A 16,516-nucleotide genomic window follows, 5' to 3' on the forward strand; every position below is an offset into this window, starting at 1 on the left:
GTGATTTAATGAAATTCATTATAAAAGTGATAATATCAACGATTATGCTTTTTATATTATTTGGACAGAAAAATAAAGCTAAATAATATTTACTACGTTAACATCTCTCGTTCATCTTGATAATTAATTCACAGTTTACGGAATTCGATTACCTATGTCTATAAAATATAAATTACTAACTAATGTAAATATCAAAAATCAATCATTTATGTATTCAAAAAGGACTAATCCATTTTTCCTACGGATTAGTCCTTCTTTAGTTCGTATAACAAACTCAATCATTTTCATTTGTTATAATTAATTATATTTAAAATCATAGATCATTCTTTTTTATGTTTATTATCATCTTTATATACAAAATATTTATAATATTTGCCTTCTGTTTTCATATCTTTATAAAAATTTGACATTAGGCTTGCGTTACTTTCAGCCCATTTAATATCTGTAGCATATTGATGTTCACCAGGGTTTTTAGGATTCCAGCGCATGCTATACAATGTGTTTTGATCTTTATTTGATAAAAAGTGTTCATGTATAAAATTAGCACCACCAGTAATTGCTTTTTCTGGTGTATCCCAACCGTGTTTTTTAGCATATTCAGCACCAGTTTTCACTGGATCTTCATCAAGTGCACCGACCCCAAAAAAGTTATAATATTTCTTGCCATCAATTTCAACACCACTCGATAATTCACTTTTAGCTGATCCTGTTTCAAGCAATGCATGTGATATTAAGTATACTTCATTTACATGTTTTTCTTTTGCTGCTTTTATGAAATCGTCTGAATGTTCTAATAGTACTGGATTATCGATTAACATTCTTTTTATTCTATTTTCATCAATTCCTTGATATTTATCTAATTCTAAAAATTGATATTTTTGAGTTTCACTTTCAATAAATTTATTACTATCCATTGCTGCTTTAATCTCAGTTGAAGACGCATCTCTCCATGAATCATTATTTTTATTTGAAATTTGTTGGCTAGTATAATTATCGATTTGTTTTTTTGATGCTTTATCTAAAGTAATATTGAGCTGTTCTACTTTTTCTTGTTGGTTAACCTTTTTAAAAAAGATTTGATCTGAAATCATTGAAAATACAACGACAACAGCTATCACTAACACTACCAATAAGCCAATAATTGATAGTATTGAGCCTTTCTTATGCTTCGTCATGTCCACACCTCATAGGTAATAATAAGAATATTAAGTCCTCTCTTTATAAAAATATACTTTAAGAGACTATCTAAATTTAAATTCTAACACTAAATAGTTGAACGTACAATTTAATATGTTTGTTGTTACATATTCATAAAAAAAGTAATGAAATTTTAATTTCATTACTCTTGACTTTTATTATATTCCATCATAACAAAGCTTACTGCTTGGGATCTGTTTTTATAATAATAACGATTTAAATCAATTGTTCCTTCAATTTCACCATCGCGGTACATCATTTCTTTTGTTAGATTATTTATCATAACAAAGTCTGATTTATCTTTAATCATATCTAAATCATCATGTCTCGCAAAAAAATGTTCTAAATTTAAATGTGCGTAATCCATATAAACCTCCTGATTTGTTGTCCGAAGATAATACTAAAACTCTAAAGTGTTATATCTTTAAGTTGAATACGCGTTGATGTTATAAAACTTAAATTTTATCTATCTTATTAACTCTATTTAACACCTATTATCATTATTTAGCAAATGAAAATTACTAAATTTTAAAATAAAATGATTGCATCCGGAAATAAAAGTTATATATATAACAATGGAGTTACAGCATGTCCTTCGAACAAACATATTTTCAATTCAAATTTATTATTTTTGTGTTATTAAAAAAATACCATATTAAGTATAATCGAGAAGAATATACTCAATTACTCACTATCAAAATGTGGGAACTAACACAGAAGTATTCTCCCCATCATTCTGTCTCATTACAACAATTTTTATATTTTCGTTTGAATTGCTATTTGATTGATTTGTTTCGCAGTCAGAAACAATTAGAAATTACAATAAATTCTCCAGATTTAAAAGAACGAGAAAATATCCTGTTTGATCAAATGAATCATCAAATTATATACCAACAGTTTTTGCAACTATTAACTACTAATGAAAAAAATTGGCTTAACTTAAAATTGCTAGGCTATAAACAATTTGAGATTGCATCAATGTTGAACTGCTCTGTTTCTACAATAAAAAATTATCGGAAAAATGTGCAAATAAAATACATTAAATATTACGGAATAAATCAAAAATAGGAGTTGGCAAATGACAAAGTTTACAAAATTATTATACCTCAAATCCGTTGTTGGAAATGAAATCATAACAGTCGGGCAATATACCACGCATCAATTTCACTATCCTACTTCAATCATGCCTACACTTACTTACCTTCTAGAAACCTATGGTTTATCACTATCTTATCAAACAAAACAAGCTAAACAAGTTTTAAAAATCAGAAAAATGGTCCCTATATTTATTAATCCAGATATTACTTTGTTTCCGCTTAAAGCGAGACGCGCACCCTTGCAATATTATATCAATGCAAATGCGATTGTTGGGATTAAATCAAATAATGAACAAACAACAATTTATTTTGAAAATGCTACATTCATCATTGTAGATGCACCCTACACTTTTGTATATAAAAAATGGCAAGAAAGCATCACACTTTCTCACCTTTTAATTTAACGCATCATAGCGCTCTATTATGCTTATATTCTAATAGCTTCTTCGTAAAATAACCTGTTGCGACCTTAATTAAGTATAGACTAATCACCAATAATAGTAGCGCACCTATGAGTGTCAATACAACGATAATACTAGATAAATCAACTTCTGGTTTAATAAAAAATTGGACTGACGACAAACTTGTCAATAAAGCAAATAAGAATAATCCTAATAAAATAATATATGTAATTAAAATACCAATTAATAACATGAAGAAATAAGCTGATGAAACTACCTTTTCTTCAAAGATATAATTTTTCAAAAATTGATTGGAAAACGCAATCGGTCGATTGAGTTCTTCCTCATGGTTTTTATCCAAGACTTTCGATAACACTTGATCTAGTTGTTGTTTTTCTTTTTTATTTAAAAACCATAAATGCTTTTTAACTTTCTGTTTAAAAATATTTGCTTTCATTAAAGTTTCTCCTTAAAAAGTATCACACTTATACTATCAATATACAGGATAAGTTATTTATCTTATGGTTTCAATAATATTATAAAAAATTTTGCAATCAAATTATATTTCCTTTGCTTATCCATGCTATTCTATAGTTTTTTATTTCAATCAAGTAACCACATAAATTCAATTTATTCAATCCTACTTTAATCAACGCCAACAATGAATTGAAATACAACTTTCCATCGCTTACCCAATAGTAAATGATTTCGCTTCTATAATCGCTCATTATTTACTCGTTTCATTCATTACTAATTCATAATATTATAACTTTAGTTAATTGCTTAATAATAAAATAACTTTTACTTCAGTAACTATACTTTAACTTTGAGTGTGTATAAGCAAGGTAGATGATAATAAAAACACTTTCATATGAATTCATTTTATGATGAATTCAATGAAAGTGTTTTTTCCATCATTTGGGAGTAGCTACAGAAATGAACTAACTGCGTTTACGACTATAAAATAGATAGACCAGAACTTTGGATATCTTTTGCAAAGCCTTTAACTGTATCAACAGATAATTCGTTTATATCGCGTCCTAAATTATTATTCACTTTTTTAACTACATCTGCCGGACATGTAATAATATCCGCGCCAACTTCATCAGCTTGGATGACATTGATGACTTCGCGACAGCTTGCCCATAATAATTTCACACCTTTTTTACTGTGTGTAACGTCAGCTGCTTCTTTCATCAATGGAATTGGATCTACTCCTGTATCTGCAATGCGTCCAGCAAATACAGACACATATGTTGGAACACCTTCTGTTACAGCATTAGTAATTTCTTTAACTTGATCTAAAGTATAAACAGCAGTAATGTTTAAACGAACATTGTTTGCTGATAATTTTTTAATTAGAGAAATAGTTGATTCACCTTTTGTGTTTACAATTGGAATCTTAACAAAAACATTATCGCCATATTGTTTTAAAATTTCCGCTTCTTTTTCCATAGTTTCTAAATCATCTGCAAATACTTCAAATGAAATAGAAGCGTCAGGAATTTCGCGCACAGCTTCTTCGGCAAATGCTTTATAATCTGTTACACCTGCTTTTGCCATTAAACTTGGGTTTGTGGTAAAACCATCTACTTGTTTATTTTTATAAGCTGCTTTCATTTCTTCAATATCTGCACCATCTGCAAACACTTCAACATTTAAATTTGCCATTACTAATTCCTCCTGACTAAAGTAAATAATTCTATAAAGAATTATTTTTATAACGGTTTAAACCATACACTTTATTTATACCACCTTTATTTCATAAATTCTATTTTTCTGCTTATAAATGATTAATTTCTGAAAATAATAGTATCAGTAACAGATCTAATATCACTAAAAACAAGCTTTGTAATCTATATTGTTATTAACTAAAAACTTTTCTTATTGTAAATTTAGTTAACTTTAAGTTAATTTATGGTATTATAACTTAATAAATTGCATTAGGAGGTTATTATGGCACGTTCAAAACTTTATTTTTATTTATCATGCATTTTAATTATAATTAGCTTTTATTTTAATACTAGAAACCCTCTATTAAATATGCACTTTAATTCAATGATTAAACTCATTTTTGTTTGTAGTATTATCAATGCTATTATTTTAATACTTGCTATTATCTTTTCTGATAAATCTATTAAAAATTTACATGAAGATTCAGACTGGATTCGTCCAGTTAGCAAAATCTTACCTTATATAATATTAATTGTGATAGCAATTCATATTATTGCTTCTCTCTCAACATTTGGTATTATTTTCTAAATCCTACTACAAAAGTTATACTACTTTTGTAGTTTATTTTTTTGAAAGGAAGATATCATAGTGCAATATTTATATATTTTTGTTGGCGGTGCCATTGGCGCATTCATTCGCTATTTATTATCTGTTTTTAATAGTACTGAAGGATTTCCAACTGGCACATTTTTTGCGAATATCATAGGTGCATTTTTAATGGGCTTATTAGGGTCTTTAGCGATACAGTATTTTAGAAACAATCCACTACTCAAAAAAGGTATAACTACTGGATTACTTGGTGCACTGACTACTTTTTCAACGTTTCAATTCGAACTTGTTGGATTATTACAACAACAAGCATATGTAATGTTAGTAACCTATGCTTTACTCAGCTATATCATAGGTATATTGGTTTGTTATATTGGAGTTAGAATGGGGGCGCGTTTATCATGACTCAGTTTTTTTTAGTTATGTTAGGTGGCGGAATAGGCGCAGTTATTCGTGCATTTGTTACTAATTTCTTTAACAATAGAATTAATAGTACTTACCCGATTGCAACACTTGTCGTAAATATTTTAGGTAGTTTTTTGATTGGTCTATGCATGGGACTGACTTTAAACGTTACTTGGATTAACACATTTTTAATTGTTGGAATTCTTGGTGGACTAACTACTTTTTCAACTTTATCATCTGAATTAGTTCAAATGTTAACACCAAACAAACAGATATTTCATTTTATTATTTATTCAATTTTACAATATGTAGTAGCGTTCATTTCATGTTTATTAGGATATTTTATGATTTAACTTACATAAAAAGAAAAGACCGTAAATATAGTTATAATCTACTATATTTACAGTCTTATTCAAAATATAATTACTCTATTAGTGTCCACTATACTCTGATGGATTAGGACCAATTCTTTTATCTTCGTTTAAACTGTCTAACCGTTCAATGTGTTCTTTAGTTAATTCAAAATCAAATACATTAAAATTTTCTTCAATTCTAGATGGTGTGACAGATTTAGGTATCACTACAACTCCATGTTCAATATTCCATCTGATTATAACTTGTGCTGGTGTTTTATTTATTTCTGATGCTACTGACTTAACTGTAGCATCTTCCAAAATTTGTGCATTCATTAATGGTGACCAGGATTCTACGTGTATATTTTGAACTTCAAGATATCTTCTCAATTCTGACTGTGTGAGATAAGGATGAAATTCAACTTGGTTAATTACAGGTTTAATTGAAACTTGAGCAAGTAATGCTTCTAAATGTTCTGCATTAAAGTTACTAACCCCAATATTCTTAACTTTATCATTTTTATACAAATCTTCCATACCTTGCCAAGTATCTATCATCAATGCTTCATCTAAGCCTGGCCAATGCATTAAATATAAATCTAAATAGTCTAATCCTAGCTTACTTAAACTAGTCTCATAAGCTTCCGCTACATTGCTGCGACCATAATCATCAAGCCATAATTTGGATGTAACAAAAAGATCACTTCTATCTAATCCTGTGGATGATAATCCTTCTGCAATGCCTTGTCCAACCATTTCCTCATTATCATATATCATTGCAGTATCAATATGTCTATACCCATTTTCAATTGCATGTTTTACTGCATCCTTACATTGATCGTTATTTTCAACTCGGAAAGTACCTAAGCCTATGATTGGCATTTCATTACCATTATAAAATGTTACAAATTCCAAATTTAAACTCCCCTTTACTATTAAACTATCTATAATAATAATCAAATTTATCAAACAATTAAATTAAAATGCCTAAATTTTAAATAATTTGTCTAAATAAATTACTTATATACTTAGATATAGACTTTTAACAAATAGCTATAGTCATAACCTTCTAAAAAAAATTCGATTCTTTTCCTAAACCAAAAACACATTTGTTAAGTTATTTTAATCCTATTGTTTAATGACCTATACATATATTGGTATTATATAGAATTAGAATAACATTAATAAATAGCAATTTAGATACATATATTTTGATAGGCAAATCAAACCAGATAATTTATATTAAAGTTTGCTCGTAGAAAAGTAAGTTCACACTTATAAAATACAAGTAAAAAAGCCCATAAATAAATTTTCGAAAAAATTCATTTATGAGCTATTATAACAAGATTTATATTCTTGATACTTAATTAGTTAAATGTTTCAATTTCATCCATCACACGTTGTAAATCTTCAACATTGTACTGGATACGACCATGAAAAACAAACTTATTAAAGTATTCATCAAGTTGTTCTGGTCCAACTAGCACTTTAGAATTAGTACTTTGTGCATAATTTGAAATTGTCACAGCACCTTCATCTTTAGGATTAAAATAAAGAATTGATGTCGGTGTGAATTTCAAGTTTAATTCTGTTTGTAATTCACCAGCTAGTTTTTCAATTTCATTTAAATAATTCGTATAATTTACAAATGATAAAGAATCTTTGTCATCATTTTGGTCCATAACTAAGGTTTGTGCCGTTTGTTTGTCAAGGTTTAACGTTTCAAACACTTGCTCCATCATCGGTTGTTCTTTGAATTGGTTAGCATTAATGCCATTAAATACATGACCTTTTAACAACTGTGAATCTATGAGATAGAGTCCAGTACGTGTGAGTACTAAATGACTTATACGTCGTATATCACTAAAGTTATTTTTCGGCAAGAAAATATTTGCCATGATATGCATATCTTCTGGACGAATACGTTTTTCATTAACTAAGCGTTCACGAATACCAATTAATCTCATATCCGTTACATACTCACTTTTATTTTTAGAGAAAAGTTTTAATGCATCTATTTCTTGCTCTTTAGCATTTACTGTAGCTTCATAGTCCTCTTTTTGTTTAGTAACTTGCTTTTTATTTTCAATTCTTTCTTTTTCTAACTCTTCATCATGTTCATCGCTAAGTTTTTGTTCTCTTGTTTTGTATTGCTCCTCAATGGTCTGCTGTGCTTTTTTCTTACTTTTCAAAGCAACTAAAAATAAGATCAAACAAATAACTGCTACGACAATTGCCACGATTAGTCCAATTTCCATCGGGCCAAATGAATTCATAACAACAACGCTCCTTTATGTGTTCAGTAACTTAATTATAATAGATATGAGTTCATCATTCGATAGTAAAGTTTAAAAAATTAATTACGTCACGCTTATATTTCTACGCTATCTTTTAATAAATTTACTTTATCTAATTTTTCCCAAGGTAACAGTATATCTGTTCTTCCAAAGTGACCATACGCTGCCGTTTGTTTATATATTGGATGTTTTAAATCTAACATTTTAATAATGCCTGCTGGTCTTAAATCAAAGTGAGTTCTAACTGCTTCTACTAGTTCTGTTTCACTTACTTTTCCTGTTCCAAAAGTATCTATTGCAATCGATACTGGTTCAGCCACTCCAATGGCATATGCGAGTTGAACTTCACATTTATCCGCTAAATCAGCTGCTACAATATTTTTGGCTACATAACGCGCAGCATAAGTAGCTGAACGATCTACTTTTGTAGGATCTTTACCGCTAAAGCAACCTCCTCCATGACGTGCATAACCACCGTATGTATCTACGATAATTTTACGACCAGTTAAACCAACATCACCCTGAGGCCCGCCAATTACAAATCGTCCAGTTGGATTAATATAAAATCTTGTATTATCGTCAATTAATCCTTCCGGTACTGTTGGGTATATGACATGTTCTTTGATGTCAGCTTGAATTTGTTCTAAAGTAATGTCTTCCGCATGTTGAGCTGAAACGACAATTGTATCTATACGATGTGGTTTATCTTGTTCATCATATTCCACCGTTACTTGAACTTTTCCATCTGGGCGCAAGTATTTTAAAATACTATCTTTTCGCACATCTGATAATCGTTTAGCTAATTGATGAGATAAAAATATTGGTAACGGCATATAAGTATCCGTTTCGTTTGTCGCATAACCAAACATCAAACCTTGGTCACCTGCACCAGTTGCTTCAATTTCTTCTTCTGATAAATTATCACGATATTCTAATGCATTATCGACGCCTTGTGCAATATCAGGCGATTGCTCGTCAATAGCTGTTAATATTGCCATCGTTTGACTATCGTAACCATATTTAGCACGTGTATACCCGATGTTTTTAATTGTTTCTCTTACAACTTTAGGGATATCTACATATGTAGCTGTAGAAATTTCTCCTGAAATTAATGCCATACCCGTAGTCACGGTAGTTTCACAAGCAACCCGCGCATGAGGATCATCTTTCAATATTTCGTCTAAAATTGCATCAGACACTTGGTCAGCGATTTTATCTGGGTGACCTTCTGTAACCGATTCTGAAGTAAATAATCTTCTATTATAAGTCATAAATTAACTTGCTCCTTTGTCTTTGATTACGAAAATTCTCTTTTATTGAGCTCATTAAAAAAAGCCTTCTTCACTATATGAATAGAGAGAAGGCCCTTATACGTCCATTCGCTCTTATCGTTCAGACGCTATTTGTCCGCAAACGGTTTGGCACCTTTCTTCGTTGTAAGAAGAGGTTGCTGGGCTTCATTGGGTCCATGTCCCTCCGCCACTCAGGATAAGAGAATCCGTTAATCACTATAGTACCGAAACTAAGTACTAATGTCAATTTGATATTTATTTAAATTCCTTTAAAAATGGTGTGGACTAATCAATCATATGTGTTATACTCTGTAATTGTAAAGGCTTACATTAATTTAATAGCGTTGGAGGGATATAGTATGGCGGTAGATACATACACTTACACAAAAAAAGTTCAAAACATTTTGGACAAGAAGTCTTCATTATTTCAACAATCTACAACACAGTTGTATAAGAAAATTCTTAATAATAATGAAGGAGAACTAACCGAACTAGGTGCAATTAACGCTAAAACGGGTAAATATACTGGTCGTTCACCGAAAGATAAGTTTATTGTTAATGAACCATCATACAGAGATGATATTGATTGGGGAAATATCAATCAACCTATTGAAGAAGACACATTTTTAAAATTATATGATAAAGTATTAAATTATTTAAATGAAAAAGATGAATTATATGTATTTAAAGGCTATGCAGGTAGCGATAAAGATTCACAACTCAAACTAACGGTTGTCAACGAATTGGCTTGGCATAATCTCTTCGCACAAAATATGTTTATTCGTCCTGAAACAAAAGAAGAAGCAGAAGAAATCAAATCTGACTTTACGATTGTATCAGCACCCTATTTTAAAGCTGATCCAAATATAGATGGCACAAATTCAGAAACATTTATTATTACTTCATTTAAACATAAGGTCATTTTAATCGGCGGTACTGAATACGCTGGTGAGATGAAAAAAGGTATTTTCTCCGTAATGAACTACTTACTGCCTAAAGATAATATAATGAGTATGCACTGCTCCGCAAACGTTGGTGAAAAAGGTGATGTAGCTCTATTCTTTGGACTTTCTGGTACAGGAAAAACAACACTTTCAGCAGATTCAACTCGAAAATTAATCGGTGATGATGAACACGGTTGGAATGAAAATGGTATCTTTAATATCGAAGGTGGATGTTACGCAAAAGCAATCAACCTTTCTTACAAAAAGGAACCTCAAATATATGAAGCAATTAAATACGGTACAATTTTAGAAAATGTTGTTGTAGATGAAGAAGGCGATGTCGACTTTGATGACAACTATTACACTGAAAATACAAGAGCCGCTTATCCAATCAACCATATAGAAAATATCGTTACACCTTCCAAAGCAGCACATCCAAATACGATTATTTTCCTTACTGCTGATGCTTTTGGCGTTTTACCTCCTATCTCAAAACTTAGCAAAGATCAAGCGATGTATCACTTTTTAAGTGGATTCACAGCTAAACTTGCAGGAACAGAAAGAGGTATCACTGAACCAGAACCATCTTTCTCAACATGTTTCGGCTCACCTTTCTTACCTTTACATGCTAAAGTTTATGCAGATTTACTAGGCGACTTAATTGATAAACATGATGTGGATGTTTATTTAGTGAATACCGGTTGGACTGGTGGTAAATATGGTACAGGACGCCGTATTAGTTTAAGTTATACGAGACAAATGGTTAATCAAGCAATCACTGGACAACTAAGAGATACAGAATATATTCAAGATGATATGTTTGGATTAAATATACCAGTGGAAGTTGAAGACGTACCTCAAACACTACTAAATCCAATAAATGCTTGGAGTAAGCCAGAGGCATATAGAGAACAAGCTCAAGATTTAATCGACAGATTTAAACATAATTTCGAAAAATTTGGTGATGAAGTTTCAGATTTAGCACAAAATGGTGGCTTTAAATAAATACTTAATAAAGCACATGGACTACATTATAATTGTGGCCCATGTGCTTTATTAGTAATTTTTTTATTTTTTTCTACTTTATCCATCCATTGTTTAACTGTATATAACGCTGTTTTCATTGCAAATGGCCTTGGTACATGATCTTCATCCATTTGATAAAATGTTTGATAAGTCGAGCCAATATGTTTCAATTGTGTTTCCAAATAATAGGCTTGGTGAATCCCAACTTGTTTATCTGTACCACCATGTACAATAAGTATAGGTGGACTGTCGGCGTGTATATTAGCAATCGCATCCCTTTGCTTATATGCTGTTGCTTGTTTCTTTGGATGTCCGATCATCCTTCTCAACATACCTCTTAAATCAATTCTTTCTTCATACATGAGGTGAATATCAGACACACCACCCCAAATAATAAAACTTGTAACTGGTAAATCTTGAAATGTAAGCAGACCTTGTAATCCACCTCTGGAAAATCCTATCATATGAATATATGCATCAGGGTACATTGCATTTAATATTCGAACAGCCACGGTTACATCATTTAAATCCCTACCATAAAATTCATCTTTACCTTCACTACCATTGTTACCTCTATAATAAGGTCCAAATACAAGTGTTTGAGCATCTGAAAATTGCATTAAACGTCCTGCTCTTACTTTACCAACTTGTCCTTTACCACCTCTCAAATATATAACTATTCTTTTTACACTTTTATGTGGTTGCATTAATAAACCTCTAACATTAATCTCATCCACTTCATAAGTGACTTCATCAAAAATATGGTCAGGTACTTCTATCGGCATTCTTTTTCTGTGAATAAAATCCAAGCTCGATCACTCTCTCTAAACATTTTAAAATTGCAGCATCTTTCAATAAATAACTTTTATATGCTTCTGAAATATCTGAGATACTATTGAAAATTAATGGCCCATCAGTTTCTAAATAATCATTTTTCGTTTGTAATCGATCTACTTTAACCATGAAAACATCTTTTGTAAAAGGTGTGCCATTTTGACGATTAACACAATATTGAGCAATATAATGTCTATCTTTAAAATTAATAAGCGCTCCTGTTTCTTCAAACAATTCCCTATCACACGCTTGTACACTTGATTCCCCTGCTTCTCTTTTGCCACCAGGAAATTCTATACCTCTTATTTTATGTTTGGTAAAAAGCAATTGTCCTTGATATATTGGAATAACTAAGACATGGTCAGCATCTGGTATGTCATTTTCATCCTTAAATGATAAATAGACATCATCATTTTCTTTATCTTTAAACTTCACAAACATCAAACTCCCTTTATATATGTTAAACTGTCATTGCTATGTAAATTGTTGGAGGCAAAATTTTATGAAAAAAATCTTTCTAGGACTTATCTATATATATCAACATTTCATTTCTCCTATGACACCAGCTACATGTCGCTTTTACCCCACTTGTTCTGAATATACTAGAGAAGCAATTGAAGTTTTTGGACCCTTTAAAGGTACTTGGTTAGGTGTTAAACGTATTTCAAAATGTCATCCACTCCACAAAGGTGGATTTGATCCAGTACCTTTAAAAAAAGATAAAAAGCATAAACATTAATCAATCTGCATTAAATTATCTTTGTTTACTAAAGGAGGTTCAAAATAAATTGAACCTCTTTTTAATATGCCTGAATGTGCTACAATATCATTTTCAAAATAATAACCTTGTGGTGTAATATCACTTGGATAAGTTGTATATCTTGCTAATAAAGCAGTAAAATAACGACTTAAACCATATTCATACATACCGCCAATGACAAATTTCACATCTTTTTGTTCTAATATTTCAATGATTTCCATGACTTTATCAATACCACCGAGTCTAAATGGTTTTAATATGACAACATCGATTTTATAATTTTCAATATAATATAAAATTGTTTTCAAAGATACTGCTTTCTCATCAATAGCTATAGGTGGTAATTCCGTATCTTTAAATTGATTTACTTTTTCTATATCTTTAAAAGGCTCTTCTAAATAAAGAATTTCACTGCTTGAAAGTAACATGATTTTCTCAACTTCGTTATCTCTAACAGATTCATTGGCATCAATGACAATTTGAGGTTTAAATAGCAATCTCTGCAATCGCTTAACATCTTCTAAAATCGTTTCCGACCATTTTATTTTTATGCGTTGTGGTTGTGTGACTTTTAAGTCCTTAATTTGTTTATCCGTTAGGCCGCTAACCGTGGCACCATAAGGCACATTAAACGTCTCTAATTGGAAAAAAGTTTGATAACAGGCCATCACAATCATACTTCGTGTAGCTGGATATTTTTCCAAACATTGAAGCGCGTTTTGAACTTCCGAAAAGCATTCAAACTCAATATTTTTAAAAGATTCAAACCACTTTATTGTTTGGTCATAAACTACTTCTATCGTTTCATCATCATACCAGTCTGTTTCAAAAGCGTTACACTCTCCAAAATAATGTTTCTGCTTATCCGTAATAAATTCAATAATAAGTGCTTTACGCTTGTCCAATTTTACCTTAGGAGTAATAATTGAATGTTTAAAATCATTATTACAAATATAAAGTTTCATTTCGCTCAATTTCATAAATTTTCACGCCTAATTTTTTAAATGTTTTCGTTGTAGTTTACCAGTTGATGTATAAGGTAATTCTGTTACTTGTTTAAAATATTTTGGGATTTTATATTTCGCTATATGTGATTTAAAATGTTCGATTAATGTTTCATTGGATAATTTTGTTTTTGAAACATAATATAAATAAGGTACTTCCCCCCACGTGCTGTCATGCTCTCCGATACACATTGCATCAGTAATTGATTCGTGTAGTTTTGCTACAGATTCTAATTGATATGGATATATGTTTTCGCCACCGCTAATGATCAAATCTTTACGTCTGTCATAAATCATTACATATCCATCGTCATCTATTTCAGCAATATCTCCCGTTTTAAAATAACCATTTTCAAACGTATCTATTAAATCTTCAGGATATAGGTATCCATTCATAACATTGTCACCTTTGATAAGTAGTTCTCCATGTCCTTGGTTATTCGGTTCTTTTATTTTCACAAAAACATTTTCACTTGGTTTTCCGACGGTATCATAGCGCTCAGCTAACATACTTGGCGATGCTGTTAAAAATTGGGAACATGTTTCAGTCATTCCGAATGAATTGTAAATCGGCAATCCTAATTTCAAAGCTTTTTCAATCAATGTACTAGAAAGCTTAGCCCCGCCTAATAATATCTTTTGAATATTATACGGTTGAGTCAACCCTTCATCCATTAACCATTTTAAAGTTTGAGGAACCAATGATACATGCGTTGGTAATTCTTTTTCTATTATTTCAAGCATCCTATGTGAATTAAACTTCGCTGCAATACGTACTGTAAAACCTTGAATCAGCGCTCTTATTATGACACTTAATCCAGAAATATGATAAATAGGCAATACAGATAACCATTTTGTGTCTTGATTAAACCCTAGACTTTGTTTACAACCCAGTGCACTTGCATAATGGTTGCCAAATGTTTGAGGAACAGCTTTTTGTGGTCCTGTTGTTCCAGAAGTAAACATAATAGAAGCAATTTGATCCATATTGAATATAGCTTCATAAGTATTATTAGAAACTTCACGTTTCAATACATCAAAATCAATTATGACTATATCTTGTAACGTTAAATTGGTAGTAGTAATTACTGTATCAGTTTCAATAGAATGCAACTGGTTTTGTATTTCTTCTTTGGTTAAACGCGTGTTTAACATCACGATTTCAACACCTGCTAGCCACAACGCATTAATCAAAGTAATAGATTCAATATGATTTTCTATATATATTCCTATGCGCTTTTTCTTCAACTGTTTTATTTGATAAGCTAAACGGCTTGCTTCGTAATACATTGAAGCAAACGTGATTTTATTAAGACCATCATCAATAAATACTTTATTTCCATTTTGTTTTGCTTGCGTTTTCAACCAAAATTCCAATCTGTCATTCCTCCATCTCAAAGACTATTATAACGTTTTTACTTTGATTTAACAGTGTTAGTGCATTTTATTAGTTACTATTACCATAAATTCATATTTATACTATTTGTTTACATTTCTTTTGTAAAATAGTCAAAATTTAAGTTGTATGCGATGAATTTTGGTGATATGATAATAAAAATGACTTCGTTTCAACTAATTATAAACACATAAAAACATGATCTGTAGAAGGACTCTTCATTATCATAATAGATTATTAAGGCATCAGAGGTTCGAATCCCTCACTCTCCGTTTACTTACACCATATTAGATAAGAAGAAAGATAAACGTTTTTATTTATATATATGATGAAGGAGATCACAATAAAATGAAATTTATTAAATACGAAATTGAGCAAGGCTTGTACTACGACCTCATAACGATATATGCAAAAACTAACAAAAATACTCCGTTTCATTTCACTTTTTCAGAAAGCCATACTCTAAAAGAAATAAGAGATAAATTAGAAGATATTGCAATTAAAATTGACAAACAATAATATTTGTTTAACGCAATCATCAAATAACGAAAGATCGTTACACTTATAATAAATAGAACGATGTCCTAAGATGGCTCATAATCCCTTAATCACAATACCAAATATTAGAAATTAAGACGCAGTTTGTTCCCTAAGTTATTGTATTACAATAACTTAGAAAACATCAAAATTCATCTATAGTATCCAACAAAGTTATCGATAAATATAAAACCCGTTATATCAACGTTTTAAATAACGATGTATAACGGGTTTTATAGAATTAACGGAGAGTGAGGGATTCGAACCCTCGAGACGCTTGTGGCGCCTACACACTTTCCAGGCGTGCTCCTTCGGCCAACTCGGACAACTCTCCAATATAGAATTAAAAAAACAGAAGCGATATTTCACTTCTGTTTGTATGACCCCGACGGGACTCGAACCCGTGTTACCGCCGTGAAAGGGCGGTGTCTTAACCGCTTGACCACGGGGCCATGGCTCCACAGGTAGGACTCGAACCTACGACCGATCGGTTAACAGCCGATAGCTCTACCACTGAGCTACTGTGGATTAATTTGAATGGAGCGGGTGATGGGAATCGAACCCACAACATCAGCTTGGAAGGCTGAGGTTTTGCCATTAAACTACACCCGCTTGATAACGATTATGGGGCGGTTGATGGGAATCGAACCCACGAATGTCGGAACCACAATCCGATGCGTTAACCACTTC

19 protein-coding genes, 4 tRNA genes and 1 riboswitch are annotated in these 16,516 nt (G+C 31.1%); of the genes, 8 read left to right on the plus strand and 15 right to left on the minus strand.

From position 1 onward, the window contains the following. Nucleotides 1-320: 320 nt before the first annotated feature. On the minus strand, nt 321-1,175 hold the full coding sequence (locus tag HMPREF2586_RS11500; RefSeq protein WP_046207596.1) for a peptidoglycan release complex glucosaminidase SagB: 855 nt from the start codon (nt 1,173-1,175) through the stop codon (nt 321-323). A 164-nt stretch (nt 1,176-1,339) separates the two neighbouring features. Beyond that, complete coding sequence (locus tag HMPREF2586_RS11505) at nt 1,340-1,564, minus strand: hypothetical protein (protein WP_019468074.1); 225 nt, start codon at nt 1,562-1,564, stop codon at nt 1,340-1,342. Nucleotides 1,565-1,896: 332 nt separating this feature from the next. On the opposite strand from HMPREF2586_RS11505, the gene HMPREF2586_RS11510 reads away from it, so the two are divergent. Then, a complete protein-coding gene (locus HMPREF2586_RS11510; protein ID WP_305366841.1) occupies nt 1,897-2,265 on the plus strand; it encodes a helix-turn-helix domain-containing protein in 369 nt (122 codons plus the stop codon). Between the two features lie 10 nt (nt 2,266-2,275). Beyond that, complete coding sequence (locus HMPREF2586_RS11515; RefSeq protein ID WP_046207598.1) at nt 2,276-2,698, plus strand: competence protein ComK; 423 nt, start codon at nt 2,276-2,278, stop codon at nt 2,696-2,698. Nucleotides 2,699-2,702: 4 nt separating this feature from the next. Here HMPREF2586_RS11515 and HMPREF2586_RS11520 read toward each other — a convergent pair whose 3' ends face one another. After that, nucleotides 2,703-3,152, minus strand: a complete 450-nt coding sequence (locus tag HMPREF2586_RS11520; RefSeq protein WP_046207599.1) for a hypothetical protein — start codon at nt 3,150-3,152, stop codon at nt 2,703-2,705. Nucleotides 3,153-3,652: 500 nt separating this feature from the next. Then, nucleotides 3,653-4,366 (minus strand): transaldolase, encoded by a 714-nt coding sequence (locus tag HMPREF2586_RS11525; RefSeq protein WP_046207600.1) that lies wholly within the window; start codon nt 4,364-4,366, stop codon nt 3,653-3,655. A gap of 285 nt (nt 4,367-4,651) precedes the next feature. Here HMPREF2586_RS11525 and HMPREF2586_RS11530 point away from each other — a divergent pair, with 285 nt between their 5' ends. From HMPREF2586_RS11530 to HMPREF2586_RS11540, 3 genes are read left to right on the plus strand one after another with little or no spacing between them, the layout of a single operon-like run. Next, nucleotides 4,652-4,957 (plus strand): hypothetical protein, encoded by a 306-nt coding sequence (locus HMPREF2586_RS11530; protein WP_064208805.1) that lies wholly within the window; start codon nt 4,652-4,654, stop codon nt 4,955-4,957. 60 nt (nt 4,958-5,017) lie between these two features. Next, nucleotides 5,018-5,383 (plus strand): fluoride efflux transporter CrcB, encoded by a 366-nt coding sequence (gene crcB / locus HMPREF2586_RS11535; RefSeq protein WP_046207602.1) that lies wholly within the window; start codon nt 5,018-5,020, stop codon nt 5,381-5,383. Then, the gene (locus HMPREF2586_RS11540; protein WP_046207603.1) at nt 5,380-5,736 is read left to right on the plus strand and encodes a fluoride efflux transporter FluC; all 357 of its coding nucleotides are present in this window, start codon (nt 5,380-5,382) and stop codon (nt 5,734-5,736) included. Before crcB ends, HMPREF2586_RS11540 begins: the two co-directional genes overlap by 4 nt. Before the next feature lie 78 nt (nt 5,737-5,814). On the opposite strand, the gene HMPREF2586_RS11545 is transcribed toward HMPREF2586_RS11540, so the two are convergent. From HMPREF2586_RS11545 to metK, 3 genes are all read right to left on the minus strand, one after another. Beyond that, nucleotides 5,815-6,651, minus strand: coding sequence for an aldo/keto reductase (locus tag HMPREF2586_RS11545; protein WP_070658749.1), 837 nt, complete (start codon nt 6,649-6,651; stop codon nt 5,815-5,817). A 452-nt stretch (nt 6,652-7,103) separates the two neighbouring features. Continuing rightward, nucleotides 7,104-8,012 (minus strand): nuclease-related domain-containing protein, encoded by a 909-nt coding sequence (locus HMPREF2586_RS11550; protein WP_046207605.1) that lies wholly within the window; start codon nt 8,010-8,012, stop codon nt 7,104-7,106. A 95-nt stretch (nt 8,013-8,107) separates the two neighbouring features. Beyond that, entirely contained in the window at nt 8,108-9,304 is a 1,197-nt protein-coding gene (gene metK, locus HMPREF2586_RS11555) for a methionine adenosyltransferase (RefSeq protein WP_064208803.1), read from the minus strand. A gap of 111 nt (nt 9,305-9,415) precedes the next feature. After that, nucleotides 9,416-9,528: riboswitch (SAM riboswitch) on the minus strand. 156 nt (nt 9,529-9,684) lie between these two features. Between metK and pckA the strand changes: the two genes are divergently transcribed. Next, nucleotides 9,685-11,274, plus strand: coding sequence for a phosphoenolpyruvate carboxykinase (ATP) (gene pckA, locus HMPREF2586_RS11560; RefSeq protein ID WP_070658751.1), 1,590 nt, complete (start codon nt 9,685-9,687; stop codon nt 11,272-11,274). A 26-nt stretch (nt 11,275-11,300) separates the two neighbouring features. Here pckA and HMPREF2586_RS11565 read toward each other — a convergent pair whose 3' ends face one another. Together HMPREF2586_RS11565 and ytkD are read right to left on the minus strand one after the other, a co-directional pair. Continuing rightward, nucleotides 11,301-12,104: an alpha/beta hydrolase family protein gene (locus tag HMPREF2586_RS11565; RefSeq protein ID WP_176745333.1), complete on the minus strand. Its 804-nt coding sequence runs from the start codon at nt 12,102-12,104 to the stop codon at nt 11,301-11,303. Continuing rightward, nucleotides 12,061-12,570, minus strand: coding sequence for an RNA deprotection pyrophosphohydrolase (ytkD, locus tag HMPREF2586_RS11570; protein WP_070658753.1), 510 nt, complete (start codon nt 12,568-12,570; stop codon nt 12,061-12,063). The genes HMPREF2586_RS11565 and ytkD overlap by 44 nt, the downstream gene beginning before the upstream one ends. A gap of 61 nt (nt 12,571-12,631) precedes the next feature. Here ytkD and yidD point away from each other — a divergent pair, with 61 nt between their 5' ends. Continuing rightward, a complete protein-coding gene (gene yidD, locus HMPREF2586_RS11575) occupies nt 12,632-12,868 on the plus strand; it encodes a membrane protein insertion efficiency factor YidD (RefSeq protein ID WP_064208800.1) in 237 nt (78 codons plus the stop codon). Here the strand turns inward: yidD and menC are convergent. Beyond that, entirely contained in the window at nt 12,865-13,869 is a 1,005-nt protein-coding gene (gene menC / locus HMPREF2586_RS11580) for an o-succinylbenzoate synthase (RefSeq protein WP_070658754.1), read from the minus strand. The two genes, yidD and menC, sit on opposite strands and share 4 nt — an antisense overlap. 12 nt (nt 13,870-13,881) lie before the next feature. Beyond that, a complete protein-coding gene (menE, locus tag HMPREF2586_RS11585) occupies nt 13,882-15,270 on the minus strand; it encodes an o-succinylbenzoate--CoA ligase (protein WP_070658756.1) in 1,389 nt (462 codons plus the stop codon). 367 nt (nt 15,271-15,637) lie between these two features. On the opposite strand from menE, the gene HMPREF2586_RS12905 reads away from it, so the two are divergent. Further along, nucleotides 15,638-15,808, plus strand: coding sequence for a hypothetical protein (locus HMPREF2586_RS12905; protein ID WP_164987238.1), 171 nt, complete (start codon nt 15,638-15,640; stop codon nt 15,806-15,808). 263 nt (nt 15,809-16,071) lie between these two features. On the opposite strand, the gene HMPREF2586_RS11590 is transcribed toward HMPREF2586_RS12905, so the two are convergent. The 4 genes from HMPREF2586_RS11590 to HMPREF2586_RS11605 all read right to left on the minus strand — a co-directional run bounded on the left by HMPREF2586_RS11590 (nt 16,072) and on the right by HMPREF2586_RS11605 (nt 16,438). After that, nucleotides 16,072-16,160: transfer RNA gene (locus HMPREF2586_RS11590), tRNA-Ser, on the minus strand. 46 nt (nt 16,161-16,206) lie between these two features. Then, nucleotides 16,207-16,278: transfer RNA gene (locus HMPREF2586_RS11595), tRNA-Glu, on the minus strand. A gap of 1 nt (nt 16,279) precedes the next feature. Further along, nucleotides 16,280-16,354, minus strand: a tRNA-Asn gene (locus HMPREF2586_RS11600). Between the two features lie 10 nt (nt 16,355-16,364). Further along, nucleotides 16,365-16,438: transfer RNA gene (locus HMPREF2586_RS11605), tRNA-Gly, on the minus strand. Nucleotides 16,439-16,516 lie beyond the last annotated feature (78 nt).

It is taken from the genome of Staphylococcus sp. HMSC034G07 (genome assembly GCF_001835975.1).
GTDB classification, from domain to species: Bacteria; Bacillota; Bacilli; order Staphylococcales; family Staphylococcaceae; genus Staphylococcus; species Staphylococcus ureilyticus.

Bases quoted from the DNA above. Each gene is read 5' to 3' on its own strand.
- HMPREF2586_RS11500 (WP_046207596.1), bottom strand. From the start codon at position 1,175: ATGACGAAGCATAAGAAAGGCTCAATACTATCAATTATTGGCTTATTG.
- HMPREF2586_RS11530 (WP_064208805.1), top strand. From the start codon at position 4,652: ATGGCACGTTCAAAACTTTATTTTTATTTATCATGCATTTTAATTATA.
- pckA (WP_070658751.1), top strand. From the start codon at position 9,685: ATGGCGGTAGATACATACACTTACACAAAAAAAGTTCAAAACATTTTG.
- HMPREF2586_RS11510 (WP_305366841.1), top strand. From the start codon at position 1,897: ATGTGGGAACTAACACAGAAGTATTCTCCCCATCATTCTGTCTCATTA.
- HMPREF2586_RS11540 (WP_046207603.1), top strand. From the start codon at position 5,380: ATGACTCAGTTTTTTTTAGTTATGTTAGGTGGCGGAATAGGCGCAGTT.
- metK (WP_064208803.1), bottom strand. From the start codon at position 9,304: ATGACTTATAATAGAAGATTATTTACTTCAGAATCGGTTACAGAAGGT.
- ytkD (WP_070658753.1), bottom strand. From the start codon at position 12,570: ATGTTTGTGAAGTTTAAAGATAAAGAAAATGATGATGTCTATTTATCA.
- yidD (WP_064208800.1), top strand. From the start codon at position 12,632: ATGAAAAAAATCTTTCTAGGACTTATCTATATATATCAACATTTCATT.
- HMPREF2586_RS11515 (WP_046207598.1), top strand. From the start codon at position 2,276: ATGACAAAGTTTACAAAATTATTATACCTCAAATCCGTTGTTGGAAAT.
- HMPREF2586_RS12905 (WP_164987238.1), top strand. From the start codon at position 15,638: ATGAAATTTATTAAATACGAAATTGAGCAAGGCTTGTACTACGACCTC.
- HMPREF2586_RS11550 (WP_046207605.1), bottom strand. From the start codon at position 8,012: ATGAATTCATTTGGCCCGATGGAAATTGGACTAATCGTGGCAATTGTC.
- HMPREF2586_RS11520 (WP_046207599.1), bottom strand. From the start codon at position 3,152: ATGAAAGCAAATATTTTTAAACAGAAAGTTAAAAAGCATTTATGGTTT.
- menC (WP_070658754.1), bottom strand. From the start codon at position 13,869: ATGAAATTGAGCGAAATGAAACTTTATATTTGTAATAATGATTTTAAA.
- HMPREF2586_RS11525 (WP_046207600.1), bottom strand. From the start codon at position 4,366: ATGGCAAATTTAAATGTTGAAGTGTTTGCAGATGGTGCAGATATTGAA.
- HMPREF2586_RS11505 (WP_019468074.1), bottom strand. From the start codon at position 1,564: ATGGATTACGCACATTTAAATTTAGAACATTTTTTTGCGAGACATGAT.